This is a genomic window from Citrobacter sp. CK195, from assembly GCF_030333365.1.
Taxonomy (GTDB): Bacteria; Pseudomonadota; Gammaproteobacteria; order Enterobacterales; family Enterobacteriaceae; genus Citrobacter_B; species Citrobacter_B koseri.
The window spans coordinates 114,476-129,205 of the sequence record NZ_JAOWGB010000022.1 but is presented as its reverse complement, the minus strand read 5'-3'; the positions used below and the strand labels follow the sequence as shown (position 1 = coordinate 129,205).

Annotated in this window: 13 protein-coding genes; 3 read left to right on the top strand and 10 right to left on the bottom strand. The window is 56.4% G+C overall.

The annotated features are described in order from the left end of the window. Positions 1-17: 17 nt before the first annotated feature. The 3 genes from OGX93_RS05550 to OGX93_RS05540 are packed head-to-tail and all read right to left on the bottom strand — an operon-like array spanning position 18 to position 2,979. Positions 18-980 carry a lysylphosphatidylglycerol synthase domain-containing protein gene (locus OGX93_RS05550; protein ID WP_047457979.1) on the bottom strand — a complete coding sequence of 321 codons (963 nt, stop codon included), beginning with the start codon at positions 978-980 and terminating at the stop codon, positions 18-20. Then, positions 980-2,221 (bottom strand): cardiolipin synthase ClsB, encoded by a 1,242-nt coding sequence (gene clsB, locus OGX93_RS05545; protein ID WP_012133187.1) that lies wholly within the window; start codon positions 2,219-2,221, stop codon positions 980-982. Before clsB ends, OGX93_RS05550 begins: the two co-directional genes overlap by 1 nt. Beyond that, positions 2,218-2,979: an endonuclease/exonuclease/phosphatase family protein gene (locus tag OGX93_RS05540; protein ID WP_012133186.1), complete on the bottom strand. Its 762-nt coding sequence runs from the start codon at positions 2,977-2,979 to the stop codon at positions 2,218-2,220. The genes clsB and OGX93_RS05540 overlap by 4 nt, the downstream gene beginning before the upstream one ends. Before the next feature lie 133 nt (positions 2,980-3,112). Between OGX93_RS05540 and OGX93_RS05535 the strand changes: the two genes are divergently transcribed. Next, positions 3,113-3,523, top strand: coding sequence for a YbhQ family protein (locus tag OGX93_RS05535; RefSeq protein WP_024130510.1), 411 nt, complete (start codon positions 3,113-3,115; stop codon positions 3,521-3,523). Here the strand turns inward: OGX93_RS05535 and OGX93_RS05530 are convergent. The 5 genes from OGX93_RS05530 to cecR all read right to left on the bottom strand — a co-directional run bounded on the left by OGX93_RS05530 (position 3,485) and on the right by cecR (position 9,371). Beyond that, positions 3,485-4,591 carry an ABC transporter permease gene (locus tag OGX93_RS05530; protein WP_104868887.1) on the bottom strand — a complete coding sequence of 369 codons (1,107 nt, stop codon included), beginning with the start codon at positions 4,589-4,591 and terminating at the stop codon, positions 3,485-3,487. The genes OGX93_RS05535 and OGX93_RS05530 overlap by 39 nt on opposite strands. 255 nt (positions 4,592-4,846) lie before the next feature. Continuing rightward, positions 4,847-5,980: an ABC transporter permease gene (locus tag OGX93_RS05525; protein WP_012133183.1), complete on the bottom strand. Its 1,134-nt coding sequence runs from the start codon at positions 5,978-5,980 to the stop codon at positions 4,847-4,849. After that, complete coding sequence (locus OGX93_RS05520; RefSeq protein ID WP_112002203.1) at positions 5,973-7,709, bottom strand: ATP-binding cassette domain-containing protein; 1,737 nt, start codon at positions 7,707-7,709, stop codon at positions 5,973-5,975. Before OGX93_RS05520 ends, OGX93_RS05525 begins: the two co-directional genes overlap by 8 nt. Then, positions 7,702-8,697 carry a secretion protein HlyD gene (gene hlyD / locus OGX93_RS05515; RefSeq protein WP_012133181.1) on the bottom strand — a complete coding sequence of 332 codons (996 nt, stop codon included), beginning with the start codon at positions 8,695-8,697 and terminating at the stop codon, positions 7,702-7,704. The genes OGX93_RS05520 and hlyD overlap by 8 nt, the downstream gene beginning before the upstream one ends. Next, entirely contained in the window at positions 8,694-9,371 is a 678-nt protein-coding gene (gene cecR / locus OGX93_RS05510) for a transcriptional regulator CecR (RefSeq protein WP_012133180.1), read from the bottom strand. Before cecR ends, hlyD begins: the two co-directional genes overlap by 4 nt. Positions 9,372-9,600: 229 nt before the next feature. Here cecR and rhlE point away from each other — a divergent pair, with 229 nt between their 5' ends. Both rhlE and dinG read left to right on the top strand, forming a co-directional pair. Next, positions 9,601-10,959 carry an ATP-dependent RNA helicase RhlE gene (gene rhlE / locus OGX93_RS05505; RefSeq protein ID WP_104868885.1) on the top strand — a complete coding sequence of 453 codons (1,359 nt, stop codon included), beginning with the start codon at positions 9,601-9,603 and terminating at the stop codon, positions 10,957-10,959. 96 nt (positions 10,960-11,055) lie between these two features. Further along, positions 11,056-13,233 carry an ATP-dependent DNA helicase DinG gene (gene dinG, locus OGX93_RS05500; protein ID WP_286449752.1) on the top strand — a complete coding sequence of 726 codons (2,178 nt, stop codon included), beginning with the start codon at positions 11,056-11,058 and terminating at the stop codon, positions 13,231-13,233. On the opposite strand, the gene OGX93_RS05495 is transcribed toward dinG, so the two are convergent. Further along, a complete protein-coding gene (locus tag OGX93_RS05495) occupies positions 13,220-13,723 on the bottom strand; it encodes a fimbrial protein (protein WP_058669158.1) in 504 nt (167 codons plus the stop codon). The two genes, dinG and OGX93_RS05495, sit on opposite strands and share 14 nt — an antisense overlap. Before the next feature lie 5 nt (positions 13,724-13,728). Further along, positions 13,729-14,718 (bottom strand): fimbrial protein, encoded by a 990-nt coding sequence (locus OGX93_RS05490; protein ID WP_049011137.1) that lies wholly within the window; start codon positions 14,716-14,718, stop codon positions 13,729-13,731. Between the last annotated feature and the right edge of the window lie 12 nt (positions 14,719-14,730).

Below are 14,730 nucleotides of genomic sequence, written 5' to 3'. Positions count from 1 at the left end.
AAGCAGCAAATAACCCGTCACTTCGCTAAGGCTTTCTCGTTTTTCGCCCGCAGCTTCTTTGCCCGACTTTCCAGCAGCAGATAGCAAATCAACGCCAGCAATAGCGGAATAAAATAATAGAGCACACGCCAGGCGAGCAGGGCGGCGATAATGGTGCCTTGCGACGTATGCTCACCCGCCAGCAGCGCCATAAACACGGCTTCCAGAACGCCGATCCCGGCCGGGATATGCACGATCACTCCGGCAATACTGCTCACCAGCAGCACGCCAAGTACAAAGAAATAATTAACGTCTTGCCCCATCAGCAGCCAGATAATGGCGCCCATCACCATCCAGTTAGCGCTGGAAATCCCCATCTGCGCGAGGGCGAATTTCCATGACGGAAGCATCAGCTTTTGGCCTTTAATCGTGATATGACGCCGTTTTGCAAAGGCGCAAAACCACAGATAGACGGCAATCACCAGCAACAACACAATACCGAGAATACGCAGCGTATTTTCATCGATATACCAGTGGGCCGGGAGTTGCACGACGCCGAAAGTAAAAATAATTCCGCCCAGCAGAATATAGCCCAGCCAGTTGGTGGTAATGCTCAGTGAAAAAATACGCGTGATGGTGCTCCCCGGTAAGCCGAGGCGGGAGTACAGACGGTAGCGCATACCGATTCCGCCGACCCAGGTGCTTAACGTCAGATTGAAGGCGTAACAGATAAACGACACCAGCATGACCTGCCGCTTCGCCAGCTTGTGGCCGCAGTAAAAGCGTCCCAGCAGATCGTAGCAGCCGTAAAGAAGGTAGCTGACAATCACCAGTCCAACCGCGCTCAACAGCGCAATCCGGTTGTAATCCCGGATCACCGTCCAGACATCTTCCCAGTTGACCTTTCCGGCATAAATGACCAGCAGGACAATCACCGCGATAAAAAACAGCCAGGTGAGGATCTTTTTCGCCAGCCGCCATCGCGGGTGTGATGTTGACATCAGGGCTTCACCCCCGTGTTTTCCGCTTCGACCCGATCCTGCGTTTCCATCGTCGGTTGGGCGGGCGGTTCAACCTGCGCCAGATGCGGCGTGTGCGCCGGTAGCCAACCAACCAGCGCCGGGAAGTGGCGCAGGAAGTGGAACGCCAGCACGCTTTTGCTCAGATTCCACCAGGTGCGCTTCGGCAGCATAGACTCGTCCACCTGCTTGCAATCATTGGCGATAATGGCGTTCAGGTTGTCGCGCAGCGTCTGGTTAAACGTGCGGTCATGAATAATGACGTTTGCTTCAAGGTTAAGCGACAGACTGAGCGGATCGAGGTTGCTGGAGCCGACGGTCGCCCAGTGATCGTCCATCAACGCCACTTTGCCGTGCAGCGGGCGACGGCGATATTCATAGACATGGACGCCGCCTTTCACCAGATAGTTGTACAGCAGACGCGCGCCGACTTTGACGATGGGCATATCGGGTTCCCCCTGGATCACCAGTTTTACCCGCACGCCGCGTCGGGCGGCTTTGCGCATGGCATGCAGCAGGCGATAGCCGGGAAAGAAATAGGCATTGGCGATAATCACTTCACGTTTCGCCTGCGTAAGCATCTTCAGATAGTGACGTTCAATATCGTTGCGATGTTCATCATTATCGCGCCAGATAAACAGCACCTGCGCTTCGCCGGGTTTCCGGTTTTCTTCGGCGCGATGATGGCGTCGCCACCAGCGGCGCGCGGCGCTTTGCCCCGGCAGGTTTTCCAGCTCAAACTGCAAAATATCCTCCACGACCGGCCCTTCGACGCGAACGGCGTAATCCTGTTTGGCTTCCGGGCCGTAATCGGACATATGTTCTGCGGAGTAATTCAGCCCGCCGACAAACGCGACCCGATCGTCAATAACCACGATTTTACGGTGCATACGGCGAAAGAGGTTGGTGCGCATGCCGAACAGGGGAGGACGCGGATCGTAATAGCGGAAGATTATCCCCGCTGCGGTCAGTTCCCCGACAAACGCCTCGCTGAGGTCAGGTGAGCCGTAGCCGTCTAACAGCACTTCCGCTTTTACGCCGCGTCTGGCCGCTTTAAGCAGCGCCGCGTGTAGCTGCTTACCTACGTCATCTTCAAACCAGATGAAGGTTTCCAGGATGATCCTCTGCTGTGCCTGCGCGATGGCGTCAAACACGGCGGGATAGAACTGGTCGCCGTTTTCCAGTAGCTGAATCTGATTGCCTTCACGCCATCCACATTTCATAGATGTATCTCCGCGCTAAGAGGGGCATGGTCAGATAAATGTCGCCAGTTACGCAACGGCAACGCCGCAGGAGAGCTGGCATTGGCATTCTTGACGTATATACGATCGAGTCGCAGTATCGGCAACCTGACCGGAAAGGTGCGCGCCGGGCGGCCATGCGCGCGGGTGAAGATCTCCTCCAGCCCCGCAGACGCTTTTAACGGATAGTTGGCTTTCTGCCGCCAGTCGTTAAAATCCCCGGCGACCACCACGGGTTCGGATTCGGGAAGGGCGTTAACCCATTCAACCAGCATATCCAGCTGCGCCTGGCGGTGGCCTTCCCGTAAGCCGAGATGCACGCACATCACATGAATTGGCTGAGCCAGCATCGGCGGAACAATACGGCAATACAGCACGCCGCGTTTTTCACTGCCGCCGACGGAGACATCGCGATTTTCATAGTGTTCAATCGGATAGCGCGACAGCACCGCGTTGCCGTGATGCCCTTCCGGGTAGACGGCATTACGACCATAGGCGAAATCGCTCCACATGGTGTCGGCAAGAAATTCGTAATGGGTGGTATCAGGCCAGTTCTCGACGTGCAGCGGATGAACTTCATGCGCGCCCATCACTTCCTGTAGGCAGACAATATCCGCGCTGACGGTTCTGACGGCGTCGCGCAGCTCCGGCAGAATAAAGCGCTTATTAAAGGCGGTAAAACCCTTATGCGTGTTAATTGTGAGCACTTTGAATGAAAAATTTCGCGTTTGTTGGATCATTTTCTTCCTGTCCGCGTCACTATCCTGATTGAAATAGTGTAGTCGTCGTCACAAAAAGATGCGGTCTTACGGAATTTTCCGTAAAGTTCGGTACTCTGAATAATTAGATAAAAATCCTTCAGGAGAAAAAGCCATGAGGTGGCAACAACGTGTTCGTGTCGCAACGGGTCTTAGTTGCTGGCAGATAATGTTGCATTTACTGGTAGTGGCGCTGCTGGTAATGGGCTGGATGAGCGGTGCTTTAGTCCGCGTCGGCCTGGGATTATGCGTGCTTTATGGCGTGACGGTGCTGCTGATGCTGGCGTTACAACGCCACCACGAACAGCGCTGGCGCGACGTTGCGGATGTGCTGGAAGAGCTGACGACCACCTGGTATTTCGGCGCCGCGATGATTGCCCTGTGGCTGCTGTCCCGCGTACTGCACAACAACCTGCTGCTGGCGCTGGCTGGGCTGGCGATCCTTGCCGGGCCTGCTGTGGTTTCGCTGCTGGCGAAGGAGAAAAAGCTACATCACTTTGCGTCTAAACATCGCATACGCCGCTGACCCCGTTGTGGCCGTGATCACCAGTAGCGGCCACAAACTCCCCCAGACGATCTTCAGACTCGCATCTTTCAAATAAATCTGCTTGGTGATGTCCGTAAAATGGCGGATAGGGTTTATCCACGTCAGATTTTGTAGCCATACCGGCATGTTCTCGACCGGAGAAACGTATCCCGATAGCAGGATAGCAGGCATCATAAAGACGAATACGCCGATGAAAGCCTGCTGTTGGGTGGAGCAGAGCGACGAGATTAACAAGCCAAATCCAACCAGCGACAGCCCGTAAATCACCATTGTGAAGTAGAACAGCGCCAGCGAACCGGCAAAGGGGATGTGGTACGCCCAGATGCCAATAGCCAGTACGATTGTGGCCTGAAAAGTGGCGACAATCAGCGCGGGCACCGCTTTACCGATGAAAATTTGCCAGGTGGTGAGAGGGGAAACCAGCAGTTGATCCAGCGTACCCTGTTCACGCTCGCGGGCAACGGAAAGCGAGGTGACGATCATGACGCCTATCGTGGTGATCATGGCGATCAGGGACGGCACCACAAACCACTTATAGTCCAGATTCGGGTTGTACCAGTTGCGCACCACCAGCTCACTGTTGTTGGGCTTGGGTTTGCCCTCTGTCAGCTCCTGCTGATAATCCTTGACGATCTGCTGGAGATAATTGGCGGCGATTTGCGCGCTGTTGGAGTTACGGCCATCAAGAATGAGCTGTAGCGGCGCGGGCTGGAGGTTATCCAGGTGACGGGAAAAATCGGCCGGAAAGCGCACCAGCAGCAGTGCTTTTTGCGTGTCGATCGTCGGCTGGATTTCCTGCGGGCTTTTCAGCAGCAGGATATGGGTAAACGCTTTGGCGCGCGCGAACCGTTGCGTCAGCTCGACGGCATGTTTGCCATTATCTTCGTTATAAATGGCAATGGTGGCATTGGTCACTTCCAGCGTGGCGGCAAAGGGAAACAGCAGCACCTGGATCAGCACCGGTAAGATCAGGATCGCGCGGGTCTGCGGCTCGCGTAACAGCGATTGCAGCTCTTTGCGGATTAATGTCCACAGGCGATGAAACATGTTTCTCTCCCTTATGCCATGCCGGATGGCGGCGTAAACGCCTTATCCGGCCTACAAACTTAACGTCTTTGCCGGATGGCGACGTAAATGCCTTATCCGGCCTACAAACTTAACGTCTTTGCCGGATGGCGGCGTAAATGCCTTATCCGGCCTACAAACTTAATGTCTTTGTCGGATGGCGGCGTAAATGCCTTATTCGGCCTACAAAATATGTGGTCGTAGGCCTGATAAGCGAAGCGCCATCAGGCAGAAAACTTAATCCAACCGGCGTTTGGTCTTCATCCACGTCAGGCCGATAAACATGGCTGCCGAAGCGATTAAAAATAACGTATTAACGATCAACACAATGGGGATGTTCCCCGCCAGAAACAGGCTTTGCAGGGTGCTGACGAAATAGCGCGCCGGAATAATGTAAGTCACCGCGCGGATGACGGCAGGCATACTGTCTATCTGGAAAATAAAGCCTGACAGCATAATCGACGGTAAAAAAGCGGCGTTCAGCGCGACCTGCGCGGCGTTAAACTGGTTACGGGTAATGGTGGAAATCAGCAATCCCATTCCCAGCGTACTGAGCAGAAACAGGCTGGTGATAAGAAACAGAATCACCAGCGAGCCGCGCCAGGGCACGCCAAGAATAAACACCGACACCAGCATACACAGCAGCATCGCCAGCATGCCGAGGAAGTAGTAGGGGATCAGTTTGCACAGCAACAACTCTGCGCGCGTCACCTCGGTCGAGAGCAGGGCCTCCATCGTCCCGCGCTCCCACTCGCGCGCAACCACCAGCGAAGTGAGAATGGCGCCAATCACCGTCATGATAATGGTGACCGCGCCGGGAATGATAAAGTGCTGGCTGATGGCCGCCGGGTTAAACCAGTAGCGGGTCTGCACGTCGATCAGCGGTTCAAATTCCTCCCCACGATCTTCAGCTCGCTGCATTTGCCAGATCTGCCAGACCCCCTCCACGTAACCCTGCACGAAGTTGGCGGTGTTCGGTTCGCTGCCGTCGGTGATAACCTGTATCGGCGCGGTGTCATTCTCTCGCGCCATTTTTTGCGCAAAATCGACCGGGATCACCACCAGCCCGCGAATGCGCCCGGCCTGCATTTTCTCAATAAGCTCATGGCGGCTATCGCTGATGGTGGCGTCGATATACGGCGAACCGGTCATGGCGTGGGTGAAATCCAGCGCCTCCTCGCTCTGTTGTTCGAGCAGAATGCCGACCCGCAGCTTGCTGGAGTCAAGGTTAATCCCGTAGCCAAAAATAAACAGCAACAGCAGCGGGATCACCACGGCGATCAGCCAGCTACTGGGATCGCGGATAATCTGACGCGTCTCTTTCACGCACAGCGCGCGTACGCGCCGCCAGGAGAGCAGGGCGTTACTCATGAGCATGCTCCTTATCCCAATCGTGAATGAGCGTGATAAAGGCCTGCTCCATCGTCGGGTCCGGCGTGTCGTCGTCTGCCGCCTGCGCTTTCAGATCGTCCGGCGTCCCGCTGGCGATCAGCTTGCCGCGATAAACCAGCCCGATACGGTCGCAGTATTCCGCTTCGTCCATAAAGTGGGTGGTGACCATCACCGTGACCCCTTTTTCTACCATGCTGTTGATGTGCAGCCAGAACTCACGGCGGGTGAGGGGATCGACGCCGGAGGTGGGTTCGTCGAGAAACAGAATGTCGGGCTCATGCATCAGCGAACAGGCCAGCGCCAGACGCTGTTTAAAACCGAGCGGCAGCGCATCCGTCGCATGAGAGGCGATGCTTTTCAGACCGAAGGCTTCGCTCATGCGGGTGATTTTTTCGTTTTGCGCCCGGCCCCGCAGGCCATAAACCCCGGAGAAAAAGCGCAGGTTTTGCTCTACCGTCAGGTTGCCGTACAGGGAAAATTTTTGCGCCATATACCCTAAATGCTGGCGCGCCTTGCCGGAGCTGACTTTCAAATCCATATCCAGCACCAGCGCTTTGCCGGAAGTTGGCACCAGCAAACCGCACATCATCTTGAACGTGGTGGATTTCCCCGCGCCGTTGGGGCCGAGCAGACCGAAGATTTCTCCGCGCTCAACGGCGAAGTTAACGTGGTCGGTGGCGGCGAAGTCGCCGAATTTTTTGGTCAGTTCTTTGGCCTCAATGACCGTCTCACCCGGCGTGCCGTCAACGGTATGCAGGATCGCGCCGAGCGGAGACTCCGATGTACCCGCGCCGCCAAGCAGGTCGATAAAGGCATCTTCAAAGCGCGGCGTGGTGTCGTTAATCGTTATCTCCGGCATCCCTTCGGCCCGGCGGATATCCTCTGCGGTAGCCTCTTTTTTCAGGATCAGCCGTACCGATTTCCCCTGAATCATGCCGTCGCTGACCTGCGGCAGTTTCAACGCGCGTTGCAGGAGCTTGCGGTTATTCTCCTGCGGGCTGCTCATTAAGAAACTGCGTCCTGCCATGGTCTGCGTCAGCTTAGTCGGTTCGCCCTGATACAGCAGCTCTCCTTCGTTCATCAGCAGCACGTCGCGACACTGTTCGGCTTCGTCCAGGTATGACGTACTCCACAGGATAAGCATGCCGTCACCCGCCAGTTCATGCACCATTTGCCACAGCTCGCGACGGGAGATGGGGTCAACGCCGACGCCCGGTTCGTCAAGCAGCAGCACTTTCGGCTCGCCGACCAGCGTACAGGCCAGCCCGAGTTTTTGTTTCATCCCGCCCGAGAGCTTGCCTGCCAGCCGTTTGGTGAAGGGGCCGAGGGCGGTAAATTCCAGCAGACGGGCAAACGTTTTTTGCCGTTCTTCGCCCGTTACGCTGCGTAAATCCGCATAGAGATTGAGATTCTCCATCACGGTCAGATCTTCATACAGACCAAATTTTTGCGGCATGTAACCAAGTACCGCATGCAATTCACTGTCGTTTTTGATCGGATCGAACCCGATCACCGACGCGCTGCCGCTATCGGGCTTGAGAAGCCCTGCCAGCATCCGCATCAGCGTGGTTTTGCCTGCGCCATCCGGCCCGACCAGACCCGTGACATAACCGGCGTGGATCGTACAGTCGAGCGGGGCGACCGCCGGTTTTTCCATTCCGGCGAAGCGCTTCACCAGGCCGTTTAACGTAATGACGGCGTCATTCATGCCGCGCCTCGTCGCTGAACGTCAGCGTCACCGGCATTCCCTGACGCAGCGCATCGTCCGCGTCAGTCACCACAATGCGCAGTCGATAGACCAGGTCTGTGCGCAGATCCGGCGTTTCAACGGTTTTCGGGGTGAATTCAGCGGTCGGCGATACGAAGCCGATTTTGCCGTGGTAAGGCTTGTCAGGGCGGCCATCGGTGTAGAGTAAAATTTCGCGGCCGGGCTGCGCCTGGCTGAGGTTGCGTTCATCCACGTAGGCGCGAACCCATACCGGGCGAGTCAGCGACAGCGTCAGCACGGTGCTGCCTGCGTTGAGCATACTGCCGGGCTCTACCGCGCGGGTTAACAGCGTACCGTCAGAGGGGGCGATCAGCGTTGTATCCTGTAAATCGAGTTCTGATTGCGCCAGCTGCGCCTGCGCCTGTTCGAGGCTGGCTTTTGCCTGGGCGATATCCTGCTGGCGGTTACCGGTACGGTACTGGCTCAATTTGTCCTGTGCGGATTTCAGCTGCGCCTGCGCCTGATCGCGGGATGAGCGGGCGTTCTCCAGGTCGTTGGCGGAGATCGTGCGGCTTTTCCACAATCCCTGCTGGCGCTGATAAAAGTTCTGCGCATAGTCAAATGCGGCCTGCGCCTGTTTCACGGCGGCAGCGGCCTGGGCTATCTCTTCATCGCGATACCCCGCGAGCATCAGATCATACTGCGCCTGGGCGACGGAGACGCCTGCTTTAGCCTGCATCAACGCGTTCTCGTACGGGGCTTTATCCAGCACGCCCAATACCTGCCCGGACGTAATGGCGTCGCCTTCGTCAACGGCCAGCGAAGCCAGCCGGCCTCCGACGCGAAAACTCATATTGACGGTGCGAATATCCACATTGCCGTAGAGCGTCAGCCCGTTATCCTGCCGACTCTGATACCACCATGTACCACCGGCAAGCACGGCGGCCAGCGCCGCGACAGCCAGTGCGATAACGACAGGTTTTTTCATTGCTCCTGACTCCTTTGCGTTAAGCCTTGCAGAATGAGATCGATATGACAGGTGATCGTCTGGTAAATCTGTTCTGTTTTCTCTTCATCAAACGTTGACCAGCCGGTACGCAGCAAAATGGTTTCTTTCCCCAGGCGGAAAGCCAGCACTTCGCCCAGCAGCGCGTGCGTGTGGAGAATGGTTTGCGTATCTCCCGGATCGCGGCCGGTATACCCCGCAATCAGGCGCGTCAGATGCGTGTGAAGGGGGTTGAGAACCTGATCGTGTACCCGTTGATAAGCCGCCGTCGGGGAGAGCTGCTCGCGCGAAATAAATTTGCTCAGGTTAACCGTGTCGTCCTGGGTCAACAGCATGATCATATTTTTGCAGGCGCGCAGGATCAGCTCGCGCATTGCGGCGCGATCGGGCTGCGGCCGGGCGAACAGTCGTTCCGCTTCCTCGGCATGAGGGCGAAACTGGGTGCCGATGAAATCGGCTATCCACTGGGCGCAGGCGAGGTATAAATCCTCTTTGGAGCCAAAGTAGTAAGTGATGGCGGCGATATTTTGTCCGGCCTGGGCGGCAATGTCGCGCGTGGTGGCATGGAGGCCGTATTCGCCAAACTGCGCCAGCGCAGCGGCGATAAGCTGGCTTTTGGCCTGTTCGCCTTTCGTCGTCATGGTTGGGGTATTCATCGCGCAACCTAATTCTTAATCAATCGATTGATTAAGATTATGACCGATAATTGTTCTTGTCCAGTGTGGTGGTTTATTTTGTTTTTTCCAGTCACGGGGATAATTTATGCGGTATGTCACAAAAACTGCTACACTCCGCCCCTTCATGACATTGTGGTTTTTGTCATCCCTCTTGTGAGTATCTCCCTGAAAACTACACCGGTAACGGTCGGGGCGGTTCGGAGTAGTTATGTCTTTTGATTCCCTTGGGTTGAATCCTGATATTTTGCGCGCGATTGCCGAGCAGGGTTACCGTGAACCTACCCCTATTCAGCAGCAGGCGATCCCTGCGGTGCTGGAAGGCCGCGACCTGATGGCCAGCGCCCAGACGGGGACGGGTAAAACAGCCGGTTTTACGCTGCCGCTGTTACAACATCTGATCACGCAGCAGCCGCACGCGAAGGGCCGTCGCCCGGTACGCGCGTTGATTCTGACGCCGACCCGTGAGCTGGCGGCGCAAATTGGCGAAAACGTCCGGGATTACAGTAAATACCTGAACATTCGCTCTCTGGTCGTGTTTGGCGGCGTCAGCATTAACCCGCAGATGATGAAACTGCGCGGCGGCGTTGACGTGCTGGTGGCAACGCCGGGGCGTTTGCTCGACCTGGAACATCAAAACGCGGTGAAGCTGGATCAGATTGAGATTCTGGTGCTGGATGAAGCTGACCGTATGCTCGACATGGGCTTTATCCACGATATTCGCCGCGTGCTGGCAAAACTGCCGCCGAAGCGCCAGAACCTGCTGTTCTCCGCCACATTCTCTGATGACATTAAAGCGCTTGCTGAAAAGCTGTTGCATAACCCGCTGGAAATTGAAGTGGCGCGCCGTAATACCGCTTCTGAGCAGGTGACCCAGCACGTTCATTTCGTGGATAAAAAACGCAAGCGCGAACTGTTGTCGCAGATGATTGGCAAAGGCAACTGGCAGCAGGTGCTGGTCTTTACCCGTACCAAACACGGTGCCAACCATCTGGCGGAACAGCTGAATAAAGACGGCATTCGCAGTGCGGCGATCCACGGTAATAAATCTCAGGGCGCGCGTACCCGCGCACTGGCTGATTTCAAATCCGGCGATATCCGCGTCCTGGTGGCAACCGACATCGCGGCGCGCGGGCTGGATATCGAAGAGCTGCCGCATGTGGTGAACTATGAGCTGCCAAACGTCCCGGAAGATTACGTCCACCGTATCGGCCGTACCGGTCGTGCCGCCGCGACCGGCGAAGCGTTATCGCTGGTCTGCGTTGATGAACACAAGCTGCTGCGCGATATCGAGAAGCTGCTGAAAAAAGAGATCCCGCGCATCACCACGCCGGGTTATGAACCAGACCCGTCAATTAAAGCGGAGCCGATTCAGAACGGTCGCCAGCAGCAGCGTGGCGGCGGTAGTCGCGGCCGAGGTCAGGGACAGGGACAGGGCGGAGCAGGCCGTGCCCAGCAACCGCGTCGCAATGATGGCGGGGCGCCGAAAGCCAAACCGCGCAGCGGAGAAGGTAAGCCAGGCGGCGATAAACCGCGTCCGCCGCGCCGCCCGCGCAGACTGGCGGATTAATTGCGAGCCCGGCCGAAAGGTCGGGCTTTTCTTTTTGCGACCCGCGCCAGAAAGTGCCACAATAGTGGCTGTTTATACAGTATTTCAGGTTTTCTCATGGCATTGACCGCTGCGCTTAAAGCGCAAATCGCCGCCTGGTATAAGGCGCTTCAGGAGCAGATCCCCGACTTTATCCCCCGTGCGCCGCAGCGGCAGATGATTGCCGATGTCGCCAAAACGCTGGCGGGTGAAGAAGGGCGTCATCTGGCGATTGAGGCGCCGACCGGGGTCGGGAAAACCCTCTCTTACCTTATTCCCGGTATCGCCATTGCCCGCGAAGAACAAAAAACGCTGGTGGTGAGCACCGCCAACGTGGCGTTGCAGGATCAGATCTACAGCAAAGATCTCCCGCTGTTGCGCAAAATCATTCCTGACTTGCGGTTTACCGCCGCGTTTGGTCGTGGGCGCTATGTTTGCCCGCGTAATCTGGCGGCGTTGGCCAGCAGCGAACCGAATCAACAGGATCTGCTCGCGTTTCTGGATGACGAACTGACGCCGAATAACCAGGAAGAGCAAAAGCGCTGCGCCAGGCTAAAGGGCGATCTTGACAGCTACAAATGGGACGGGTTGCGCGATCATACCGATATCGCCATTGACGACGCGCTCTGGAAGCGCCTGAGCACCGATAAAGCCAGTTGCCTGAACCGCAATTGCCATTACTACCGCGAATGCCCTTTTTTTGTCGCCCGACGGGAAATCCAGGAAGCTGAAGTGGTGGTGGCGAACCATGCGCTGGTGATGGCGGCGATGGAGAGCGAAGCGGTGCTGCCGGAGCCGAAAAATCTTCTGCTGGTGCTGGACGAAGGCCACCATCTGCCGGATGTCGCGCGCGACGCGCTGGAGATGAGCGCTGAGATCTCCGCCCCCTGGTATCGCCTGCAACTGGATCTGTTCACTAAGCTGGTGGCGACCTGCCTGGAACAGTTCCGCCCGAAAGCCACGCCGCCGCTGGCGAATCCTGAGCGCCTGAATGCGCACTGCGAAGAGTTGTACGAGCTGATTGCCTCGCTCAACAACATCCTGAATCTGTATATGCCCGCTACGCAGGACGCTGAGCACCGCTTTGCGATGGGCGAGTTACCGGATGAGATCATGGCGATCTGCCAGCGACTGGCGAAGCTGACGGAAATGCTGCGTGGGCTGGCGGAGCTGTTCCTTAACGATCTCAGCGAGAAAACCGGCTCGCACGATATTGTGCGCCTGCACCGGGTGATTTTGCAGATGAACCGCGCGCTGGGCATGTTTGAGGCGCAAAGCAAGCTCTGGCGGCTGGCGTCGCTGGCGCAGTCTTCCGGTGCGCCGGTCTCGAAGTGGGCCACGCGGGAGGCGCGTGATGGGCAGATACACGTCTGGTTCCACTGTGTGGGCATTCGCGTCAGCGATCAGCTTGAAAGGCTGCTCTGGCGCAGCGTGCCGCATATTATTGTAACGTCGGCGACCCTGCGTTCGCTTAACAGCTTCTCGCGCTTGCAGGAGATGAGCGGCCTGAAGGAGAAAGCGGGCGATCGCTTTGTGGCGCTGGATTCCCCCTTTAATCATGTGGAGCAGGGTAAAATTGTCATTCCGCAGATGCGCTATGAACCGTTGATTGATAACGAAGAGCAGCATATTGCGGAGATGGCGGCCTATTTCCGTCAGGCGCTGGAAAGCAAAAAACACCACGGCATGTTGGTTTTGTTTGCCAGCGGACGGGCGATGCAGCGCTTTCTGGAGCATGTGACCGATTTGCGTCTTTTGCTGCTGGTTCAGGGCGATCAGCCGCGCTATCGCCTGGTGGAACTGCACCGTAAGCGGGTGGCGAACGGCGAGCGCAGCGTGCTGATTGGCCTGCAATCTTTTGCCGAGGGGTTGGATCTGAAAGGCGACCTGCTGACTCAGGTGCATATTCACAAGATTGCGTTTCCTCCCATCGACAGCCCGGTGGTGATCACCGAAGGCGAGTGGCTGAAAAGCCTGAATCGCTACCCGTTTGAAGTGCAGAGCCTGCCAAGCGCGTCGTTTAACTTGATCCAGCAGGTGGGCCGTTTGATTCGTAGCCACGGCTGCTGGGGAGAGGTGGTGATTTACGACAAGCGTCTGTTAACCAAAAGCTACGGGCAACGTTTGCTGAATGCGCTCCCGGTATTTCCGATTGAACGCCCGGAAGTGCCGGAGGTAAAAAAACGCCCGACAAAAGTGGTTGCCGGGCGTAAAAAAAGCATCCGTGCGAAGGGGCGCTCTCCTACTGATAGGTAAACGTGACCTGTATGACGCTATCGAACGAGCCCGCGCTGACGGGCATGGACGTGGCGTAATAGCGGGCGGCTAACGGGAAAGTGGCCGTGTGATCGCTTTGGTTGATCAGCACGTTAAAGCTTGCCTGCGGGGCGATGAGAATATTGTCCTGCCGATCGGCCAGCTCCAGCGCAAGCCCTTTCGCACTGCCGCTGTTGGCAAATTTGGTCGGGTGTACGCTATCGGCTTGTCCGTAAAAAAACGCGTTGGCCAGCGTGAGTGTTTTTGGGCAATGCGTTACTTTCAGGGAAAACGCTTTCCATTCGCCGGTATCGCCTACGTCTTTGAAATCACTGGATGACGCCTGCCCCAAATCGACGGTTAAATCTTTACTGGCGCTGTCCACGGAGCAGGTGTTGGCATAGATGTTACCCACCATTTGCACCTGGATATCATCTGCGCAGGCATACGTCATCAGACCTGCGGTGAGTAAGAAAATAATTTTTTTCATCGCGATCACTTATAGGCCAGCGTAATCGTGGCGACGGTATTTGCCGGGCCTGGCGTAACGTCGTCGCTGATTTGCTCATAGCGGACCTGGAACGGAATATCCAGCGTTTCGTTGGCTTTTGCCTCGCTTTGCGTGTTGACGTAGTTGTCGAAGGTGGCGATATTGCCATCAAACAGCATTCTGACGCCGACGCCGGTCGCCATCCCGCTTTGCTGAGTCAGTTTCATCACGCCGGCAAAACCCGATTCGTAGCCATTCGCACTGGTGATCTTCACTTCAGGCTGTACGGTGGAATTACAATTGACCGTAACGTTAAAATTTTGTGCTGGCATCGAGAGGGTGCCTACTCCCATAAAATCACTGATCGGAAAGTCGCCCAGATTGACGGTCAGGTTTTTCGGTAACACGGAGCAGGTTACGGTTTCGAGATCCACATTGCCGGCATAGGCAATGTGGTTAGGACTCCCGATACCTTCGTGACCAAACACGCCAATCCCAAACTCTGTTTGCGCCTGCACCAGTGTACCGGAGGTCACGTCACTGCCGGTTTTCACCAGTTCAAGCGTGACGTTGAAGTTAAATGACTGCTGCCCATCGCTGGATACATAACCGATCGGCGTGCCGCGTGAATCGCACTGTACGCCGCCTGCGCCGCTGATCCGCTGGCCTTGCTCGTTCATCAGCGCGATGCCAACGCCGGGCACCCCGGAGTCGTACACCCCTCTCAGGCCTGGTATCTCAGCGCCTGTTCCGTAATAGCAGGAGACAATTTCCAGACCGCTATCAATACTTTGATCGCACTGTCCGGCAACGTGTACGGTTTGCTCTGTTCCTGGAATGGTCTCACCAATCGCCAGCGTCGTCGGTACGGAAACAGATGCCACGTTGATCATTTTGGGCATATCCGGCGTTGTGCAGGCCGCCTTTGCATGCGGCATAAACAAGGCTGCGCTGGCCAAAATCAGGAGGAAAAAACACTGTTTAATCATTTGCATAATGTTGAGTCT